This is a genomic window from Arthrobacter sp. M2012083 (genome assembly GCF_000281065.1).
Lineage (GTDB): Bacteria > Actinomycetota > Actinomycetes > Actinomycetales > Micrococcaceae > Arthrobacter.
In genome coordinates this window covers 35,112-50,320 of the sequence record NZ_AKKK01000003.1, presented here as the reverse complement: position 1 = coordinate 50,320, position 15,209 = coordinate 35,112, and the positions used below count along the sequence as shown (strand labels likewise).

Annotated in this window: 19 protein-coding genes and 1 tRNA gene; 7 read left to right on the top strand and 13 right to left on the bottom strand. The window is 60.7% G+C overall.

Features of this window, described 5'->3' with window-relative positions; genetic code table 11:
• Positions 1-42 precede the first annotated feature (42 nt).
• Positions 43-921, top strand: a complete 879-nt coding sequence (locus tag A477_RS0101500) for a hypothetical protein (RefSeq protein ID WP_237715693.1) — start codon at positions 43-45, stop codon at positions 919-921.
• 4 nt (positions 922-925) lie between these two features.
• Here A477_RS0101500 and A477_RS0101495 read toward each other — a convergent pair whose 3' ends face one another.
• From A477_RS0101495 to A477_RS0101485, 3 genes are all read right to left on the bottom strand, one after another.
• Positions 926-1,825 (bottom strand): diacylglycerol/lipid kinase family protein, encoded by a 900-nt coding sequence (locus A477_RS0101495; RefSeq protein ID WP_017197277.1) that lies wholly within the window; start codon positions 1,823-1,825, stop codon positions 926-928.
• Between the two features lie 160 nt (positions 1,826-1,985).
• On the bottom strand, positions 1,986-2,336 hold the full coding sequence (locus tag A477_RS0101490; protein WP_017197276.1) for an iron chaperone: 351 nt from the start codon (positions 2,334-2,336) through the stop codon (positions 1,986-1,988).
• Between the two features lie 42 nt (positions 2,337-2,378).
• Complete coding sequence (locus tag A477_RS0101485; RefSeq protein WP_017197275.1) at positions 2,379-3,230, bottom strand: PhzF family phenazine biosynthesis protein; 852 nt, start codon at positions 3,228-3,230, stop codon at positions 2,379-2,381.
• Between the two features lie 72 nt (positions 3,231-3,302).
• Here A477_RS0101485 and A477_RS0101480 point away from each other — a divergent pair, with 72 nt between their 5' ends.
• A complete protein-coding gene (locus tag A477_RS0101480; RefSeq protein ID WP_020372776.1) occupies positions 3,303-3,725 on the top strand; it encodes a DUF1801 domain-containing protein in 423 nt (140 codons plus the stop codon).
• Positions 3,726-3,795: 70 nt separating this feature from the next.
• On the opposite strand, the gene rplI is transcribed toward A477_RS0101480, so the two are convergent.
• The 4 genes from rplI to rpsF all read right to left on the bottom strand — a co-directional run bounded on the left by rplI (position 3,796) and on the right by rpsF (position 5,572).
• On the bottom strand, positions 3,796-4,248 hold the full coding sequence (gene rplI / locus A477_RS0101475) for a 50S ribosomal protein L9 (RefSeq protein WP_017197273.1): 453 nt from the start codon (positions 4,246-4,248) through the stop codon (positions 3,796-3,798).
• An 18-nt stretch (positions 4,249-4,266) separates the two neighbouring features.
• Complete coding sequence (gene rpsR, locus A477_RS0101470) at positions 4,267-4,506, bottom strand: 30S ribosomal protein S18 (protein WP_003800144.1); 240 nt, start codon at positions 4,504-4,506, stop codon at positions 4,267-4,269.
• A 128-nt stretch (positions 4,507-4,634) separates the two neighbouring features.
• Positions 4,635-5,216, bottom strand: coding sequence for a single-stranded DNA-binding protein (locus A477_RS0101465; protein ID WP_011776754.1), 582 nt, complete (start codon positions 5,214-5,216; stop codon positions 4,635-4,637).
• A gap of 50 nt (positions 5,217-5,266) precedes the next feature.
• Entirely contained in the window at positions 5,267-5,572 is a 306-nt protein-coding gene (gene rpsF / locus A477_RS0101460; RefSeq protein WP_011776755.1) for a 30S ribosomal protein S6, read from the bottom strand.
• 232 nt (positions 5,573-5,804) lie between these two features.
• On the opposite strand from rpsF, the gene A477_RS0101455 reads away from it, so the two are divergent.
• Complete coding sequence (locus tag A477_RS0101455; RefSeq protein ID WP_017197272.1) at positions 5,805-6,143, top strand: YnfA family protein; 339 nt, start codon at positions 5,805-5,807, stop codon at positions 6,141-6,143.
• Between the two features lie 90 nt (positions 6,144-6,233).
• On the opposite strand, the gene A477_RS0101450 is transcribed toward A477_RS0101455, so the two are convergent.
• Positions 6,234-6,316 (bottom strand) — tRNA-Leu (locus tag A477_RS0101450).
• Between the two features lie 118 nt (positions 6,317-6,434).
• On the opposite strand from A477_RS0101450, the gene A477_RS23430 reads away from it, so the two are divergent.
• A complete protein-coding gene (locus A477_RS23430) occupies positions 6,435-6,581 on the top strand; it encodes a hypothetical protein (RefSeq protein WP_017197271.1) in 147 nt (48 codons plus the stop codon).
• Positions 6,582-6,648: 67 nt separating this feature from the next.
• Here A477_RS23430 and A477_RS0101440 read toward each other — a convergent pair whose 3' ends face one another.
• From A477_RS0101440 to A477_RS0101430, 3 genes are all read right to left on the bottom strand, one after another.
• Positions 6,649-8,055, bottom strand: a complete 1,407-nt coding sequence (locus A477_RS0101440) for an amino acid permease (RefSeq protein ID WP_017197270.1) — start codon at positions 8,053-8,055, stop codon at positions 6,649-6,651.
• A 223-nt stretch (positions 8,056-8,278) separates the two neighbouring features.
• Positions 8,279-9,586, bottom strand: coding sequence for a M18 family aminopeptidase (locus tag A477_RS0101435; RefSeq protein ID WP_017197269.1), 1,308 nt, complete (start codon positions 9,584-9,586; stop codon positions 8,279-8,281).
• Between the two features lie 37 nt (positions 9,587-9,623).
• Positions 9,624-10,505, bottom strand: a complete 882-nt coding sequence (locus A477_RS0101430) for an intradiol ring-cleavage dioxygenase (protein WP_017197268.1) — start codon at positions 10,503-10,505, stop codon at positions 9,624-9,626.
• A gap of 162 nt (positions 10,506-10,667) precedes the next feature.
• Here A477_RS0101430 and A477_RS0101425 point away from each other — a divergent pair, with 162 nt between their 5' ends.
• The 3 genes from A477_RS0101425 to A477_RS0101415 are packed head-to-tail and all read left to right on the top strand — an operon-like array spanning position 10,668 to position 12,679.
• A complete protein-coding gene (locus A477_RS0101425; RefSeq protein WP_017197267.1) occupies positions 10,668-11,111 on the top strand; it encodes a hypothetical protein in 444 nt (147 codons plus the stop codon).
• Complete coding sequence (locus A477_RS0101420) at positions 11,108-11,848, top strand: cyclase family protein (protein WP_017197266.1); 741 nt, start codon at positions 11,108-11,110, stop codon at positions 11,846-11,848. The genes A477_RS0101425 and A477_RS0101420 overlap by 4 nt, the downstream gene beginning before the upstream one ends.
• Before the next feature lie 51 nt (positions 11,849-11,899).
• Positions 11,900-12,679, top strand: a complete 780-nt coding sequence (locus tag A477_RS0101415) for an IclR family transcriptional regulator (protein WP_017197265.1) — start codon at positions 11,900-11,902, stop codon at positions 12,677-12,679.
• Here the strand turns inward: A477_RS0101415 and A477_RS0101410 are convergent.
• Together A477_RS0101410 and A477_RS0101405 are read right to left on the bottom strand one after the other, a co-directional pair.
• Positions 12,670-13,446: an IclR family transcriptional regulator gene (locus A477_RS0101410; protein WP_017197264.1), complete on the bottom strand. Its 777-nt coding sequence runs from the start codon at positions 13,444-13,446 to the stop codon at positions 12,670-12,672. The genes A477_RS0101415 and A477_RS0101410 overlap by 10 nt on opposite strands.
• Positions 13,447-13,582: 136 nt before the next feature.
• A complete protein-coding gene (locus tag A477_RS0101405; RefSeq protein WP_017197263.1) occupies positions 13,583-15,025 on the bottom strand; it encodes an amino acid permease in 1,443 nt (480 codons plus the stop codon).
• Positions 15,026-15,209: the final 184 nt, after the last annotated feature.

The following is a 15,209-nucleotide window of genomic DNA, read 5'->3' as shown; positions in this document are numbered from 1 at the left end:
CGGTGGTACCGCGCAGCTTGGCCGCGCCCCTACACTGATCGCATGATGAGCCGGCGGTGGCATTCTTTCGCTGTGGGTATGGCCGCTGTGACGCTGACGCTCGTGGCCGGATGTGGCTCGGGCGTTCCAGTCTCGGAGCCCACCAGCGGGAGTTCCCGCCCCGTCACCGTGGAGGTCAATCAATCGCGGGATCAATACGGGAAGCAAGCCATCCAGATACAGCTCACCAACACCACAGACACGCCCCTGACCATCACCGAAGCCCGCTTGCGATCCACGCTGTTCGAAGGTGACATTTCCTGGGAGCCGTCGGCGGGCAGTCTTGAGTTACCACCCCGTCAGCCCAAAAGCCTTCCCGCTGCGCTGCCCGCAGCCACGTGCAAGACGTCAGCCGATGATTCAACCGAGCTTAAGGCCAGCATCACCTACTCAGCACCTGGCAAGGACCCTGTAGTGGAAAACACCAGCGCCTCCGACCCCTTCGGCGTCCTGCCCAGGAACGCTGAGGAGCTATGCATCGCAGCGGAAGCAGCCGCCGTCGCAACAATCGTCTTGGATCCGGGACTTGAGGTGGCCGCTGACGGTCGCACCGCCGTCGTACGCCTCATCATCACTCCAGCCACGCCGGGAACCGACGCGCAAAGCCTCACTATTGAGGGGATCGACGAAACCACGTTACTGGCCCAATCCCCCGCTGCCCCTTGGCCCAGGAATGTCCTCCTAGGCACGGCCAAGCAAGAGCTGCCACTGACGCTCCGGCCCGCCCGTTGTGATCCGCATGCTGTTGCTGAGGACAAGGTGGGTACCCTCTTGCCACTGAGGGTCGCCATCGGTGAAAGGATAGGCGTGCTCAAGATTGCAGCGCCGAACGGGCTGCGCGGCCGAATCTACGACTTCGTCACTGCCGCCTGCGCAGGCTAACGGCCTAACCGAGGGTGGCCAGGGCGCGGGGAGCGCACTCCACTTTGACCTTGACGTTAGCCTCCACGGACTTCACTTCGCCGTCCATTTGGTACGGCAGCGGCTTGAGCGTAGTGAATTCGTAGCTACTCACACTCGGCTGGTCGCCCAGCCCTTGGGTGGTGGCTTTCAGTGCAGTCAGGAGAGTGCGCCACTTGGGCATGTGCGGGAAGACGATCACCTCGAATTTCCCATCCGAGGGGTGGTCCTCTGCTTCGCTTAACGTGGCGTACTTGGCCATTTCGTTGATGTTGGCGAAGACAAGACTGTCGAACTTTCGGCGCTTCCCGTCAGCCAGTCGAATGCCAAAGGGCTCAAACTTGGAGAAGGTCTGGATCACCGTCACCATTTCCTTGAGAGCACCTTTGCTGCCCTTTTCGAGTTCAGTGGCAACCACCGGGGTGAGGCCGAATCCGATATAGGAATGGGCGTATTCAAGGGGCTCATTCTCTTTTTGGCCTGTGTGAATGCGGAGAAGGTCGATGTTATGGACATGCCCTTCCGCGATGGCCTCTTCCAAGGGTTTAGTCGCGATGATCCGGCTATGGTCGTTCGCGTTGCCCGCAGCCCTGACCGCACAGACAGCCCTCGGGTTCCCGGCCTGCATCACGCCGTTGACCACCTCGTTGTAGCCTCCGTCGCCACTCACCGAGACCACAAGGACATCACCGCCCTTCGATGCTGCGTTCCGTGCCAGATCCACGGCATGCCCGGCATGCTCAGTGGGCTGGAGTGTGATTTCGGGCTGATACGTGAGCAGCTCCTTCAGCCGGTGGTGCAGTTGCTGCGCCAACTCAGGCGCGTCCCCAGTGCTGTTGGGGTTGAAGATGATGACAATCGACTCAAAGGTCCGTGCAGAATCCATACTTGCTCCTCCTAGGTGCGCCCGCTTAACTTCTACCCAATGCGCTGGGCGTCAATCAGGTGCCGGGTGGAGTGCGCGATGTAGGGGCGGCCAGCTCTCATGTGTTTGTCCAGCTCCTTGAGTTTGTCACGATAGCCCCCAACGGAGAAGTCGGGGACCTTTATCTCTTCCCCGCCGCCAGTTGGGCGGCAACTTTGGCTATCAGGTCCAAGGGAATTTCTTTGGCCAGCGGGAATTTCAACGTCCCTTTGCCGGACAGGTACGGGGCCATCTCCGCGGCCAAACCTTCGTCACCCCGAGGCACCGGATACACCGAAATGTGGTGCGCCCAGGCAGCGAAGTACACCACGTAGTGCCCACCGATAGTGATGGTGGGAATGCCGTAGCTGATCATCTCCCCGGCATCCGGCACAGCGGCGTGCATGGTCCGGCGGATTTCCTGAAGGATCTGCTGAGTGGCCTCAGGTTGGGCGGAGATGTACGCGTCCACTGTTGGAGGCTTCTCAGTCATCGTCATTCTCCTTGCGGTTGAGGTTACGCATGTGACCGGAACCTAGAGATGCACCGTACCCTCGATGCACGTGGCAGACGCTCCACCAACCCAAATCTCGCCATCTTCGGCTTTGATGTGGACCCTGCCAGCCCTGCCTAGGACAGTACCTTGGGCGGCTACGTACTCGTCAGGGGCCCGGCCGCTGCCAATCAGCCACTGAGCTGCACCGGCATTGAAACTGCCTGTCACCGGGTCCTCCACCATGGCGTCGCCCGGTATGAAAGTGCGAACTTCAAAGTCGACGCCGGCACCCGGCTCGTGTGGGCCAATCACCCCGACCTTGAGGTCGCCCATGGCTGCGAGGTCCGGCTCGATGGCCAAGACCAGTTCTGCTGAACCCAGGAGAACGCCCACCCATGTGGGCCCGTTGACCAACCACGATGCATCCAGCAGGGCATCTCCGGGCAGCTGCAGGCCGGCAGCGAGCTGCGCCCGAACATCGTCATCCACCGGGCCGAAGCGGGTCAGCGGTGGTGCAGCGAAAGCCAATCGACCGGCGTCGTGCTTTACCCGCACCAAACCCGCCCCGCATTCCTGAACCAGGACGCCGTCAGTCCTGGGCACTCCCCCGGCCTGCAACCACGTATGCGCTGAACCGAGCGTGGGGTGACCGGCGAAAGGGAACTCCTCACTGCCGGTGAAGATCCGCACCTTATAGTCGGCTTGAGGGACTGTGGGCGGGAGGAGGAACGTGGTCTCGGAGAGGTTGGTCCAGTTAGCGAAGTGCTGCATCGTCTCAGTGCTGAGGCCTTCGGCATCCACGACGACGGCGAGTGGGTTGCCAAGGTAAGGCACCTCGGAGAAGACGTCCACCTGGTGGAACGGGCGGATGCGCAGGGCTTCTGAAGTCATCGCTGAAGGCTATCATCGGGTGCTGGCCGGTTTGTGCTGACGCACCCGTCCCCCGTCTGCGACACTACCCCTATGGCAGAGAACAAGACCCAGCCCACGGAGGTATCCGTGGACGAATTCCTGGCCGCGGTGGAGCATCCTCAGCGACGCCAGGACGGCTTCGAGTTGCTGGAAATGATGCGCGACATCACAGGCCAGGAAGCTGTGATGTGGGGCCCGTCAATTGTCGGCTTCGGCAGCTATCACTACAAGTACGCCACCGGCCGGGAAGGTGACGCCGCCGCCGTCGGCTTTTCACCGCGCAAGGCCAACCTGGCACTGTACGGGCTGACTTACGGTGCGGACGCTGACCGGCTCCTTCCCGAACTCGGCAAGCACAAGACCGGCGCCGCGTGCCTGTACGTGAACAAGCTGGACGACGTGGATAGGGACGTCCTGGCCGAAATGATTCGCACCGGCTACAAGCACGTTATGGAGGAGTTGCACACCCCCTAGGTTTCCCCGCAAAGAAAAAGACCCCCGCCACCGGAATCCGGTAGCGGGGGTCTTTAGGTGCAGTCAGAGACTACTTGCTTGCTACGACCTCGAGGTCGATGACAGCAGAAACATCCTCGTGCAGGCGAACGTTAGCCGTGTACGAACCGACAGACTTGATGTGGTTCGGCAGTTCAACGTTGCGCTTGTCGATAGCGCCGAGGCCAGCGGCCTCAACAGCAGCAGCGACATCAGCAGGCTTGACGGTACCGAAGAGACGACCGGACTCGCCGGCCTTCACCTCGAGCTTGACCTTTTTGGAGGACAGAGCCTGGGCCTGTGCCTGTGCAGCTTCAACAGAAGCGTGCGCACGAGCGGCGCGAGCAGCCTTGATGGACTCAACCTGCTTCTCGCCACCCTTGGTCCAGGTCAGAGCGAAGCCGCGGGGCAGCAGGAAGTTACGTGCGTAACCGTCCTTGACCTCCACAACGTCGCCAGCAGCACCGAGACCGGTTACTTCGTGGGTCAGAATGAGCTTTGCCATGTTAGTTAATCCCTTCCCTTAGCCGCGGCCAGCGCCGGAGTAAGGCAGCAGAGCAACTTCGCGGGCGTTCTTGATTGCCTGGGCGATCTTGCGCTGTTCCTGAACGGTAACGCCAGTGACGCGACGAGCGCGGATCTTTCCGCGGTCGGAGATGAACTTGCGCAGCAATGCTACGTCCTTGTAGTCGATGACAGTGATGTCAGCGGCCTTCAAGGGGTTGGACTTTGGTTTGGGCTTACGGAGTTCAGCCTTAGCCATCGTGGAGCTCCTTTTCTATGGAGCCCGTGGATATTGATCCACGGGATGGTGGTGTTCGACGGCGGTTGTCGCCATGGTGCCTTTCGGCACTTCCGGCGAGCGTCCGGCGTCGGACGTTTATTTGGTGTTTAGAAGGGAGGTTCGGAATCCGGGCCGTTGCCCCAGCCGCCAGCATTGCTGACACCGGGCGTGGCCCAAGGGTCATCCTGCTGTTGTGCGGGCTGGTTGCCGCCCCAGGTTCCACCGGAGTTGCCGCCGCCCTGGTTTCCACCAGGAGCGCCACCTCCGAAGCCACCGGAATTACCGGCGTTACCGCCACCGAAGCCGCCCTGCCCACCGCCGGAGCGCTGGGTACGGTTGACCTTGGCGTTTGCGTAACGCAGGCTCGGGCCGATTTCGTCGACCTCAAGCTCGATAACGGTACGCTTCTCGCCTTCTTTTGTTTCGTAGGAACGGCTCTTCAAACGGCCGGAAACGATGACGCGCATGCCCTTGGTGAGGGACTCCGCCACGTTCTCGGCTGCTTCGCGCCATACCGATGCGCGGAGGAACAGGGTTTCCCCGTCCTTCCACTCATTGGACTGGCGGTCAAAGGTCCGGGGAGTAGAAGCGATGGTGAAGTTCGCTACTGCTGAGCCAGACGGGGTAAACCGCAGCTCGGGGTCATTGGTGAGATTACCGATGACCGTAATAGTGGTTTCGCCTGCCATCTACTGCCTCCTTGTTCGTTCCTTCGGGGTAAAGATCTGGAAGGGGCTGATTACTCAGCAACGACCTTCTGGTCTTCAGGGCGGATGATCTTGGTGCGCATGATCGTCTCGTTGAGAGACAGCTGGCGATCAAGTTCCTTGGCGGTAGCCGGTGCTGCGGTGAAGTTCACCACGGCGTAGATACCTTCGGACTTCTTCTTGATGTCGTACGCCAGACGGCGACGGCCCCAGATGTCTACCTTTTCGATGGTTCCACCATCGGTGGTGATGACATTGAGGAACTTCTGAAGCGACGACTCTACGGTACGCTCTTCGACCTCGGGGTCGATGATTACCATCAATTCGTAAGGACGCATATGTGAACCCACCTCCTTTGGGCTAAGCGGTTACGGTATTTCCGTAACAGGAGGTTCATTTGCGATGCTGCGTTGGCGCTCCCCGGCCGAAAACACGGCAAGAGGGCGTAACACAGACTTCAATATCTTAGTGCATCTCCTGCACTCAAAGCTATTCGGCGGGACGGTGGACTGGAACCGGTCGGATTACGTATGTGGATAACGGTGCCCTGCAGCACGGAATACTGGGGTAATGACCGTCCTGAAGTCCATCATTCTCTTCGTTTTGGCCGCCGTTGCAGAGATCGGCGGTGCTTGGCTGATCTGGCAGTCCGTGCGCGAAGGAAAAGCCTGGTGGTGGGCAGGACTAGGCATCGTGGCGTTGGGAATCTACGGGTTCTTCGCGGCCTTCCAACCGGACGCGCACTTTGGTCGGGTCCTGGCGGCCTACGGCGGCGTGTTCATCGCCGGCTCACTTGCGTGGGGCATGCTCATTGATGGCTTTCGCCCGGATCGCTGGGACGTCATCGGCGCCGCCATATGCCTGGTTGGGGTGGGCGTCATCATGTTTGCTCCGCGACCGGGCGCCTAAAGCGGGACGGCTTAACGGGGCGCCTGTAGCCCGGAACGAGTCCCAGGAACGTCAAAACCCCCGGAAGATCAACTTCCGGGGGTTTCTTTGTGCGCGGAGGGGGACTTGAACCCCCACCCCCTTTCGAGGACTAGCACCTCAAGCTAGCGCGTCTGCCATTCCGCCACCCGCGCAAGGTGATCAGGAGAACGTGTTTCGTTATTCTCCTTGACAGCGTCAAAAACCCTAACACGAAGAACGGCAATCCGTGGATTCCTGTTGCCCCGGGAGCCCACCACTAGTGTTGGGGCCATGGATGCCACGCCCCTTAACGCCCTGGTCCTGACCGTTGTCTTCTCAGCGATCGCCCTCTATTTCCTGTACTTCGTGGTTCGTGCAGGCGTCCGGGACGGCATCCTGCAGGCCGACAAGAAACGCCATGAGCAAGCCGAACAATAAAGCGAAACGGGACAGCCGCCGTCGAGCAATGACGGCGGCTGTCCCGCTGCAGAACAAGCGACGGCGGTCAGGAACCGATCTTGGCGCGCTCGGCTTCCCCGCCAAGCACCGGAGTGGCGGGCGTGTTGCCTTTATTGCGGTAGCGAAGCACGCCGATGCCCACTACAACCGCAGCCAAGGCCAGCGACAGGAACAGCGATTCACGGGTGGATTCGATGATGACCATACCGATGATGAGTGCCACGATGGCGCCAATCGCGATCCACGTGAGGTACGGGAAGAACCACATCTTGAGGTCGAGATCCTTGGCTGCCGCGCCCATTCGCCTGCGCAGAATGAGCTGCGAGGTTGCGATGACCAACCAGACAAACAATGCGATGGCACCCGAGGTATTCACGAGGAACAGGAACACCGAGTTCGGGGCAATGTAGTTCGCGCCGACGGTGAGGAATCCCACCACGGTGGAAGCGAGCACTGCCGCGGCGGGCACGCCACGCTTGGAGATCTTCATCCAGGACTTGGGCGCGTCGCCGCGCTGCGAGAGCGAGAACAGCATGCGGCTGGCGGTGTACAGGCCCGAGTTCAAGCAGGAGAGCACCGAGGTGAGGACAACAATGTCCATGATGGTGCCGGCGCCCGGGATTCCGTAGAGCTCGATGACTGCAACGTACGGGCTCTTGGCGACGGAGGCGTCATTCCAAGGCAGCAAGGTCACCACGATGGCAATGGAGCCGATGTAGAAGATCAGGATGCGCCACACAGTGGACTTCACGGCCTTCTTGACGGCGTCCACCGGGTTCTCTGATTCACCGGCAGCAATGGTTGCGATCTCCGCGCCGAAGAAGGAGAAAACCACCACGAGGATGCCCGCTAGGACTGCGCCGGGACCGTTGGGCATGAAGCCGCCCTGCTCCAGCAGATTGGCTACGCCCGGCGCTGAGACGCCCGGCATGAAGCCGAGGATGGCGACGATTCCGGCAAGCAGGAAGATGACGATTGCCGCTACCTTGATGGACGCGAACCAGAATTCGAACTCGCCGTAGGACTTCACCGAGCCGAGGTTGGTCAGCGTGAGGAGCACCATGAGAATGAGTGCCCAGACCCATTGGTCAACACCCGGCACCCAGCGATGCATGATGGCCGCACCGGCAGTGGCTTCGATGCCGAGCACGATAATCCAGAACCAAGCGTAGAGCCAGCCAATGCTGAACCCGGCCCAACGGCCCAACGCCTTGTCAGCATAGGTGGAGAACGAACCGGTCTCAGGGTTGGCTGCGGCCATTTCACCAAGCATGCGCATGACGAGGATGACCACGAGGCCGGCAGCAAGGTAGGCCACCAGGATGCCCGGTCCCGCCTGCTGGATAGCGGCCCCGGACCCAACGAACAGGCCTGCCCCGATGACGCCGGCGATGGCGATCATGGACAAGTGTCTTGGTTTTAGGGACTTTGAAAGCTGTTGGTCAGCGTGCATGGATCGGCGCCGTCCTTTTAGGTTTTGAGGTTGGCCGCAGTGGTGTGCCACGGGCCACATGACTAATTCACGTTAACCTCCTACCCCGACGCGCATCCTGTGCAGCTGAACAAATTGCGCGGGATGAAAAGAGATGGGCGCACAAAATGTAAACCTTGAGGAATCCAAAGTTTCCTATAGGAAACTTTTGTAATACCCCTGAAATGACTGCTTGAGGCTCTGGCTAGGCCGGTGTTCGGAAGAACAGCTCAGCTACAGTCGCCAGACTCTTCGCGTCCTCCACGCCACACAGCTCGCGCGCGGAGTGCATGGACAAGAGCGGGATACCCACGTCCACCGTTCGGATGCCGAGGCGGGTAGCAGTCAGGGGCCCGATGGTGGAACCACACGGGAGGTCGTTGTTGGAAACGTACTCTTGATACGGAACGCCGGACTCATCACAGAGCCGGGCCCACAAAGCCGCGCCCGTAGCATCCGTGGCGTAGCGCTGGTTGGCATTGATCTTGAGCAGCGGACCCCCGTTCAGCACCGGCCTGTTCGCGGGATCGTGCTTCTCCGCGTAGTTCGGGTGGACAGCGTGGCCGGCGTCCGCCGAAACACAGAACGACGCCGCTATGGCCTGCCGCCTTTGGCTCGCTGAGGCCCCCAGTCCGTCGGAGATGCGCACCAAAACGTCCTCGAGGATGGGTCCGCAGGCACCGGAGCGCGAGTTGGAGCCGATCTCCTCATGATCGAACGCAGCCAGGACGGCGATCGGACCGGTCGTGGGCGCAGTAGAGGCGTGCGCTATCAACGCGACCAGGCCCGCGTGTGTGGATGAAAGGTTGTCCAAGCGGCCGGAGGCAAAGAACTCACCCTTGGCCCCGAAAACTGCCGGCGCCTGCGTGTCCGCCACTACGACGTCGTAACCACCGATGTCCGCAGCATCAACGGTGATGCCTTCCACACGTGAGGCGAGCAGTCCCAAGAGGTCCTCTCCGGCAGGGTCCCCCTGGCCGAAGATGGGGTTCATATGCTGCTGCTTGGATAGGTGCAGCCCGTTGTCGTTGACCCCGCGGTCCAAGTGAATGGCAAGCTGCGGGAAGCGAAGGAGTGGACCCGTCGCGGTCAAGTGCTGACTGCCGTCACGCAGCACCAATCGGCCGGCCAACTGCAATTCACGGTCCAGCCAGGAATTGAGCAAGGGGCCGCCGTATACCTCTACCCCCGCTTGTAGCCAGCCGAATTTACCGGTGGTTGGCTTCGGCTTGAGTTTGAATGACGGCGAGTCGGTATGCGCACCCAGGATATTGAAACCAGTGGTTGGGCCTGCGTTTCCGGGGGTCACCCACGCAATGAGCGCACCATCGCGGATGATATGGAACTTGCCTGCTCCGCCGTCCCAGGGCTGCAATTCATCCAACGCGGTGAAGCCTGCGGCGTCCAGCCGCCGCGCCGCCTCGTGCACCGCGTGGAAGCTCGACGGAGACGCCGATACGTACTCGCCCAGGTCCTTGATGTGGTCAACTGCTGCGGTGGCATTCGAAGGCATGCCCCCGAGTCTAGCCCCGCTTTGGTTGCTGGGCGGTTCAGACGGTGACGTTCAGCGCGGCCGTATAACCGCCCGCGACTGAACCGGACATAGTCGCCAGCTGGTATATTCCGCCATCGTCGCCAAAGACGTTATCCGAGGTCAGGGTGGTATTCGGGAAATTTCGGGCACTGGACTCATAGCCGAAACTTGCGTAGACCGCCTTGCACGCCGTCTCAGTGAGGGCGATTTGAGAGACCGCGAGCACCTGTCCGCCAGCCGTTGTGTTGCTCATGGACTCAAATACCTCAAAGTGAATATGGGGCCAGCGGCCGTTATAGGCACCCGGGTAGATGGTGCTGAAGGTGAGTTGCCCGTTGGCGTCGGCTTCCTGGACGCCACGAAGGTAGTTCTCATTCTCGAGGCCCGAATCGTAAAGCGAGTACTTCCCGTCTTTGTCGCAGTGCCAGGCATACACGGCGGCACCGGCCAGAGGAGCGCAACCATTCGCGTTGTCCAGGAGCGTCAAGGTCACTGTCAGCGGCACGCCCTCGGCCTTGGTGGTGGAGGTGCCAAAGCTGGACCTGATATCGCGACGGACCACTCCGGACGCTTCCAGCACGTTGGGTCCGTTGGAACCGTCGCCCGGGTAGGGCCCAAGAGTCTCCTCCGGGATCTCCACTCCGCATTCCGCGAAGGCACGGGTCACGGTGCTCGTAGCGGAAGGCGACGCGGCCGCCGTCGTGCCTTCTGCTGCCGAAGCGGTATTTGTGGCCGTGCTCGACGGCGATGCACTGCCGCCTGCCGTACCCGGCGTACAGGCCGCGAGGGCTGCGGCCGTTCCGGCACCCAGGAGAACCCCCAAACTGCGACGTCGACTCAGGAGCGTGGAGAGATCGAATTCAAGACCCCGATCATGGTTGGGGTGAGGAGTATTCATGCATCCATCAAACGCGCCGCGCCTATGGGTTGTACATGGGGAAACTGTGCTGTGACTGTGAAAATGCGGGCACTATGTGCAATATGAACATTTCAATATGCTTGTAATGCTCATCACCTCGTGGCACGATATCTCGAAGACCCACTGACGGAAGGCTCCCCCATGAACATCGAACTCAAAGCGGTGCGCAAGCTCCGCATTCACTGGCCCATTGCAGCGGACACGATGACGCAACTGGCAGGCGGCGACCTCCAGGCATTGAACACGGATGTAGGCATCACATCCCTGCTGGATGAACTAGAGGCCACACCCGAACTGGGCGGCTTCGGTAACTATCACCACGTTTTCGAGTCTTCCGCAGGCTTCGAAGGTTTCACCGTGGCCGAAGGCGCCAACCCCACGCTTGGCACCGTAGGCCAGCGCACGATCTCACCCACGTTCGTGTTCACCACCTACTTTGACGACTCCCTGGATGAGTCCGCTGTCCAAGCACTCGTTCAACGAATAGTCGACATCCACCCGTGGGAAGTTCCCGTCATCGAAGTCTCGGGACCACTGAGCGTCTCCAGCAGCGCCGTTCAGGTCGAAACGCGGTTGGCATCATGAGCGCCCCGCTATGGCAGGACTTGGCGCCACTTCTCCTCAACAGAACTTTCACGGACCTGACCCATGCCTTTCATCCGGGCCAGCCCCACTTTCCGGCATTCCCGGACGAGTCCAGGGAGACCCTCTTCGATGTGGAAAAGGGCGATGGGTTCACTGCCCACAGGTATTCGATCGTGGGCCAATGGGGCACCCACGTGGATCCGCCGTCGCATTTTGTCCGTGGAGGGAGAACGCTCGATCAGCTTCCCGTCGAGGACATGGTGTTGCCGTTGGTGGTCTTGGACATCACCAACCGGGTCCTGGCAGATCCGGACGCCACGCCGACCATGGAGGATATCCGCCAGTGGGAAGCGCGTAACGGCGCCATCCCGGCAGGTGCATTCGTAGCCCTGCGCACGGGATGGAGCCGCCGCTGGCCGGACACCGCGGCCATGGCGAACGTCGACGACGCGGGAATAAGCCATACTCCCGGGTGGTCCCGGGACGTCCTGGAGTACCTGTTAGAAGAGTGCCAAGTCACCGCCGTCGGCCATGAACAAACTGACACCGACCCTGGCATGGCCACCTCCCGTCAGGATTTCAGCTTGGAAACTTACGTCCTCGCCAAGGACAAGTGGCAGATCGAACTACTGGCCAACCTGGATCAGGTTCCTGAGGCGGGGGCCGTTCTCATCGCAACGTGGGCAAAGCCGCTTGAGGGAAGCGGCTTCCCGGCCAGGGTCTTCTCCATCCACTAAACCTGTCCGTCACTTTCACTCATGCCTTAGCCGGGTGGCTAGAATCGATCCATGTCAAAGACCTCCAGCATGGGCCGTGGAATGATGGCCCTCCTTGCAGTGGGGGCACGCCATGCCGAGGGATTCGACGGCGGCACGGTGGCTGACATCGCAGCCCGCCTGGGCAGGGACCGTAGCCAAGTGTCGCGGAGCCTTAAAGGTGCACAGCAGGAAGGCTTCCTCAGGCGTACTGGCCAGCGGGAATACAGCTTGGACTGGTCCATCCTGACGGACGCTCAATTGGTGACTGAGCAACGGTTGAAAACTGACGGGCTCACTGCGTTGGAGGGCCTGGCGTCCGAAACCAACGAGGCCTGCTTTCTGGGCGTGCTCAGCGGAAACAGCACGGTTACCATCGGCGAGCAAGTTCCGGACAGTGCCAATCTGGTGGGTTCATGGCTTGGCCGCCCCTACCCCGCCTACTGCAGTGACGCCGGCCAAGCACTCCTTTGGGATGCCGACGACGCTGAGATACGGAAGATCTTTGATGAGGTGGAGTTCGTCAAGCACGGGCCCAATACGCCGGTATCCGTCGACGACTTCCTGAAACGGCTCAACAAAGCGCGCACCCGGGGCTACTCGATTGTTGATGAGGAAGCCGAGCCAGGACTTTATTCACTGGCCGCCCCGATCAGGGACTTCAAGGGGGACGTTGCAGCAGCGCTGCAGATCGTTGGGCCCAAAGCACGCATCGAACCCCAACGGGAGGCATTCGCCATAGCGCTCGGCTCGTGGCGTGAGTGGCTTGAGGTCCAGGTGGGCGGGCGGGTGTCGCCCCTCATTCAACCTTGAACAGCGAGCTCTGCCCCCGCACCCAGCCTCATTGAAGCGGCCTGGAGAACCGCAGCAATCTCCGGAGCGGCCGCCTCAAGGCTTGACCGGCTTCCCAGGACGCTGAGGGCCGCCGCAATTCGGCCGCCCGTTTCGCGGACAGGGACAGCCAACTCCCATACTCCGTGTTCAAACTCTTCGGCGGCCAGCACAAAACCCTGGGGTCGATCGCGTTCCATGAGTCCTGCGACCTCCGCTGCCGAATGCGCTGCAGCCGGACCTCCGACACCAATGAAATTGACCTCGCTGAGCAAGGACTCCAACTCGGCGGCTGAGTGATCCCACAGCAATGCGCGCCCTGAACCCGTGCACCATACCGGGGTAACCATGCCGGGCTTTGCGAACCCACCCAGCACCGAGTTATTGGTGGACGAACGCAACAAGAGAACCCTGACGCCGTCGCGCACCGAGAGCCGGGCCCTCAAATCGAAAGCAGACACCAGCTCCTCCAGCTCAGCACGTGACTGAAGAACCCAACCGGTATTGAGGGCGGCAGCGAGACTGAAGAACCGCGGTCCTGTCCGAAACGGACCGCGGTCTACGCGATCGAGCAGTCCCAGCTCACACAGCTCCTGAGCCAACCGGGACACCCGGCTCTGCTCCATGTCCAGCTCCGCCGCCAGCTGCGACACTCCCAAGAGTTGGCGGCCCTGCTTCTCGCGGTCCGTTACCAAGCGAACAAGACGAAGGCCCTGCGCCAATGACGACGCTTCTGGTGACACATCCACGAAACCGCTCCTTCCACCAAGCGTTCACGCAATTCTCACACGCGCGCGTTAGCGCAAGGTCATTGCGGCTTGCCAGCAAACACGCTTCGCGGCCGGACAACTCGCCCGGCCGCGAAGCTTTGGTGAAGGAGTCAGATCAAGCGGGCCGCTTTGCCCTGGACTTCCGGCCGTACCGGAAGTGGAAGAACAGGTAGCAGGCGGCCACGAAGGGAACACCGAAGTACAGGGCGGCAATCTGGGAAGGGTCAAAAGCTATACCCACCAAAGACACCAGGCAGAGCATAAAGGCCAAGATGGGCACCAGGGGAAAAAGCGGGGCCTTATAAGCCAAATCCACCACGCGCCCACCATTGCGGACAAAAGCCCTGCGGTGGAAGAAATGGGATGCGGTAATGGACATCCATACGCCAACCACGGCGAAGCCGGCGATGGAAACAAGGGCCAGGTAGACGGTCTCCGGTGCAGCCACACTGCTGACCAGCGATGCCATCCCGCCCACCATGCTGACTGAAAGGGCAATAAGGGGTATTCCACGTCGAGTCAGCCTCTTGAGGGCCTTAGGAGCATGTCCTTCATCTGCCAGCGAATAGAGCATGCGCGCGCAGGAGAACAGACCGCTGTTCCCGGCGGACAAAAGCGCGGTAATGATGACAAAGTTCATGATGTCCGCTGCGAAGGGGATACCAACGGAGGAAAAGACCGTGACGAAAGGGCTCTCGTCCAGACCTACCTGGTCGAAGGGCACAGTAGCCGCGATAACTGCAATGGCGCCCACAAAGAAGATCAGGAGGCGGATGACGGTGCTGCGCATCGCTTTGGGGATGTTCTTGGCTGGATCCTTGGTTTCCCCGGCCGCTACGCCGATGAGTTCCGAGCCGGAAAAGGCATAGAAGACGGCCAGGGCAGTAACCAGGACGCCGGTAAAGCCGTTGGGGAATAGACCACCCGAGGTGTTGAAGTTTTCCAAGAGGAACGGGTGGTTGTTGGACTCCGACAATGGGTGGAAGCCGAACAGGGCAGCCCCGCCGAAGACGATCAGGGCAATGATGGCCCCCACCTTGACGATCGAGAACCAGAATTCGGATTCTCCAAAGAACTTGGAGGAAAAGGCGTTGAACCCGAACAGCATCGCAGCGAAGACGAGGCACCACACCCAGACCTCAACGTCTGGAAACCAACGCTGCATGAGCAATCCGGAGGCTGTGAACTCAGATCCGATTGCCACGGCCCAGCAGAGCCAGTAAAGCCAAGCGGTGGCGAAGCCTGTTGCCGGACCGATGGAACGTGAAGCGTAAATGTGGAAGGCGCCGGAGACCGGGTAAGCAACGGCCAACTCTCCAAGGCAGGCCATCACCAGGTAGACCACAAAGGCTCCCACAAGATAGGCAATGACTGCGCCCAGGGGGCCTGCTTGGGAGATCGTGTAACCGGAGCTCAGGAACAGGCCTGAGCCAATGACGCCTCCCATTGCGATCATGATCAGGTGCCGTGGTCCCATTGACCGGCGCAGGCCGGTTTCCACCGGGGCCGGAAGGGGATCGGATGGATAGTCCAGTTTCAGGGGTGTAGAAGATTCCATGTCTTGTCTCCGTTAAGTGACAGGTGCGAACGGCGCGCCGAGACGTTCGGTGTACGGAGCCGAAGCGGCGCTTGTAGTGACGAAGGTAACACAGAATCGAGCCTGAATGATCGTTAAATGCATTTATGAATGTATATAACGCACGCTAGGTTGGGGTTGCCGCTACTCCTTCGGCCCGCTTGGT

Bases quoted from the DNA above. Each gene is read 5' to 3' on its own strand.
- A477_RS0101500 (WP_237715693.1), top strand. From the start codon at position 43: ATGATGAGCCGGCGGTGGCATTCTTTCGCTGTGGGTATGGCCGCTGTG.
- A477_RS0101495 (WP_017197277.1), bottom strand. From the start codon at position 1,825: ATGGATTCTGCACGGACCTTTGAGTCGATTGTCATCATCTTCAACCCC.
- A477_RS0101490 (WP_017197276.1), bottom strand. From the start codon at position 2,336: ATGACTGAGAAGCCTCCAACAGTGGACGCGTACATCTCCGCCCAACCT.
- A477_RS0101485 (WP_017197275.1), bottom strand. From the start codon at position 3,230: ATGACTTCAGAAGCCCTGCGCATCCGCCCGTTCCACCAGGTGGACGTC.
- A477_RS0101480 (WP_020372776.1), top strand. From the start codon at position 3,303: ATGGCAGAGAACAAGACCCAGCCCACGGAGGTATCCGTGGACGAATTC.
- rplI (WP_017197273.1), bottom strand. From the start codon at position 4,248: ATGGCAAAGCTCATTCTGACCCACGAAGTAACCGGTCTCGGTGCTGCT.
- rpsR (WP_003800144.1), bottom strand. From the start codon at position 4,506: ATGGCTAAGGCTGAACTCCGTAAGCCCAAACCAAAGTCCAACCCCTTG.
- A477_RS0101465 (WP_011776754.1), bottom strand. From the start codon at position 5,216: ATGGCAGGCGAAACCACTATTACGGTCATCGGTAATCTCACCAATGAC.
- rpsF (WP_011776755.1), bottom strand. From the start codon at position 5,572: ATGCGTCCTTACGAATTGATGGTAATCATCGACCCCGAGGTCGAAGAG.
- A477_RS0101455 (WP_017197272.1), top strand. From the start codon at position 5,805: ATGACCGTCCTGAAGTCCATCATTCTCTTCGTTTTGGCCGCCGTTGCA.
- A477_RS23430 (WP_017197271.1), top strand. From the start codon at position 6,435: ATGGATGCCACGCCCCTTAACGCCCTGGTCCTGACCGTTGTCTTCTCA.
- A477_RS0101440 (WP_017197270.1), bottom strand. From the start codon at position 8,055: ATGCACGCTGACCAACAGCTTTCAAAGTCCCTAAAACCAAGACACTTG.
- A477_RS0101435 (WP_017197269.1), bottom strand. From the start codon at position 9,586: ATGCCTTCGAATGCCACCGCAGCAGTTGACCACATCAAGGACCTGGGC.
- A477_RS0101430 (WP_017197268.1), bottom strand. From the start codon at position 10,505: ATGAATACTCCTCACCCCAACCATGATCGGGGTCTTGAATTCGATCTC.
- A477_RS0101425 (WP_017197267.1), top strand. From the start codon at position 10,668: ATGAACATCGAACTCAAAGCGGTGCGCAAGCTCCGCATTCACTGGCCC.
- A477_RS0101420 (WP_017197266.1), top strand. From the start codon at position 11,108: ATGAGCGCCCCGCTATGGCAGGACTTGGCGCCACTTCTCCTCAACAGA.
- A477_RS0101415 (WP_017197265.1), top strand. From the start codon at position 11,900: ATGTCAAAGACCTCCAGCATGGGCCGTGGAATGATGGCCCTCCTTGCA.
- A477_RS0101405 (WP_017197263.1), bottom strand. From the start codon at position 15,025: ATGGAATCTTCTACACCCCTGAAACTGGACTATCCATCCGATCCCCTT.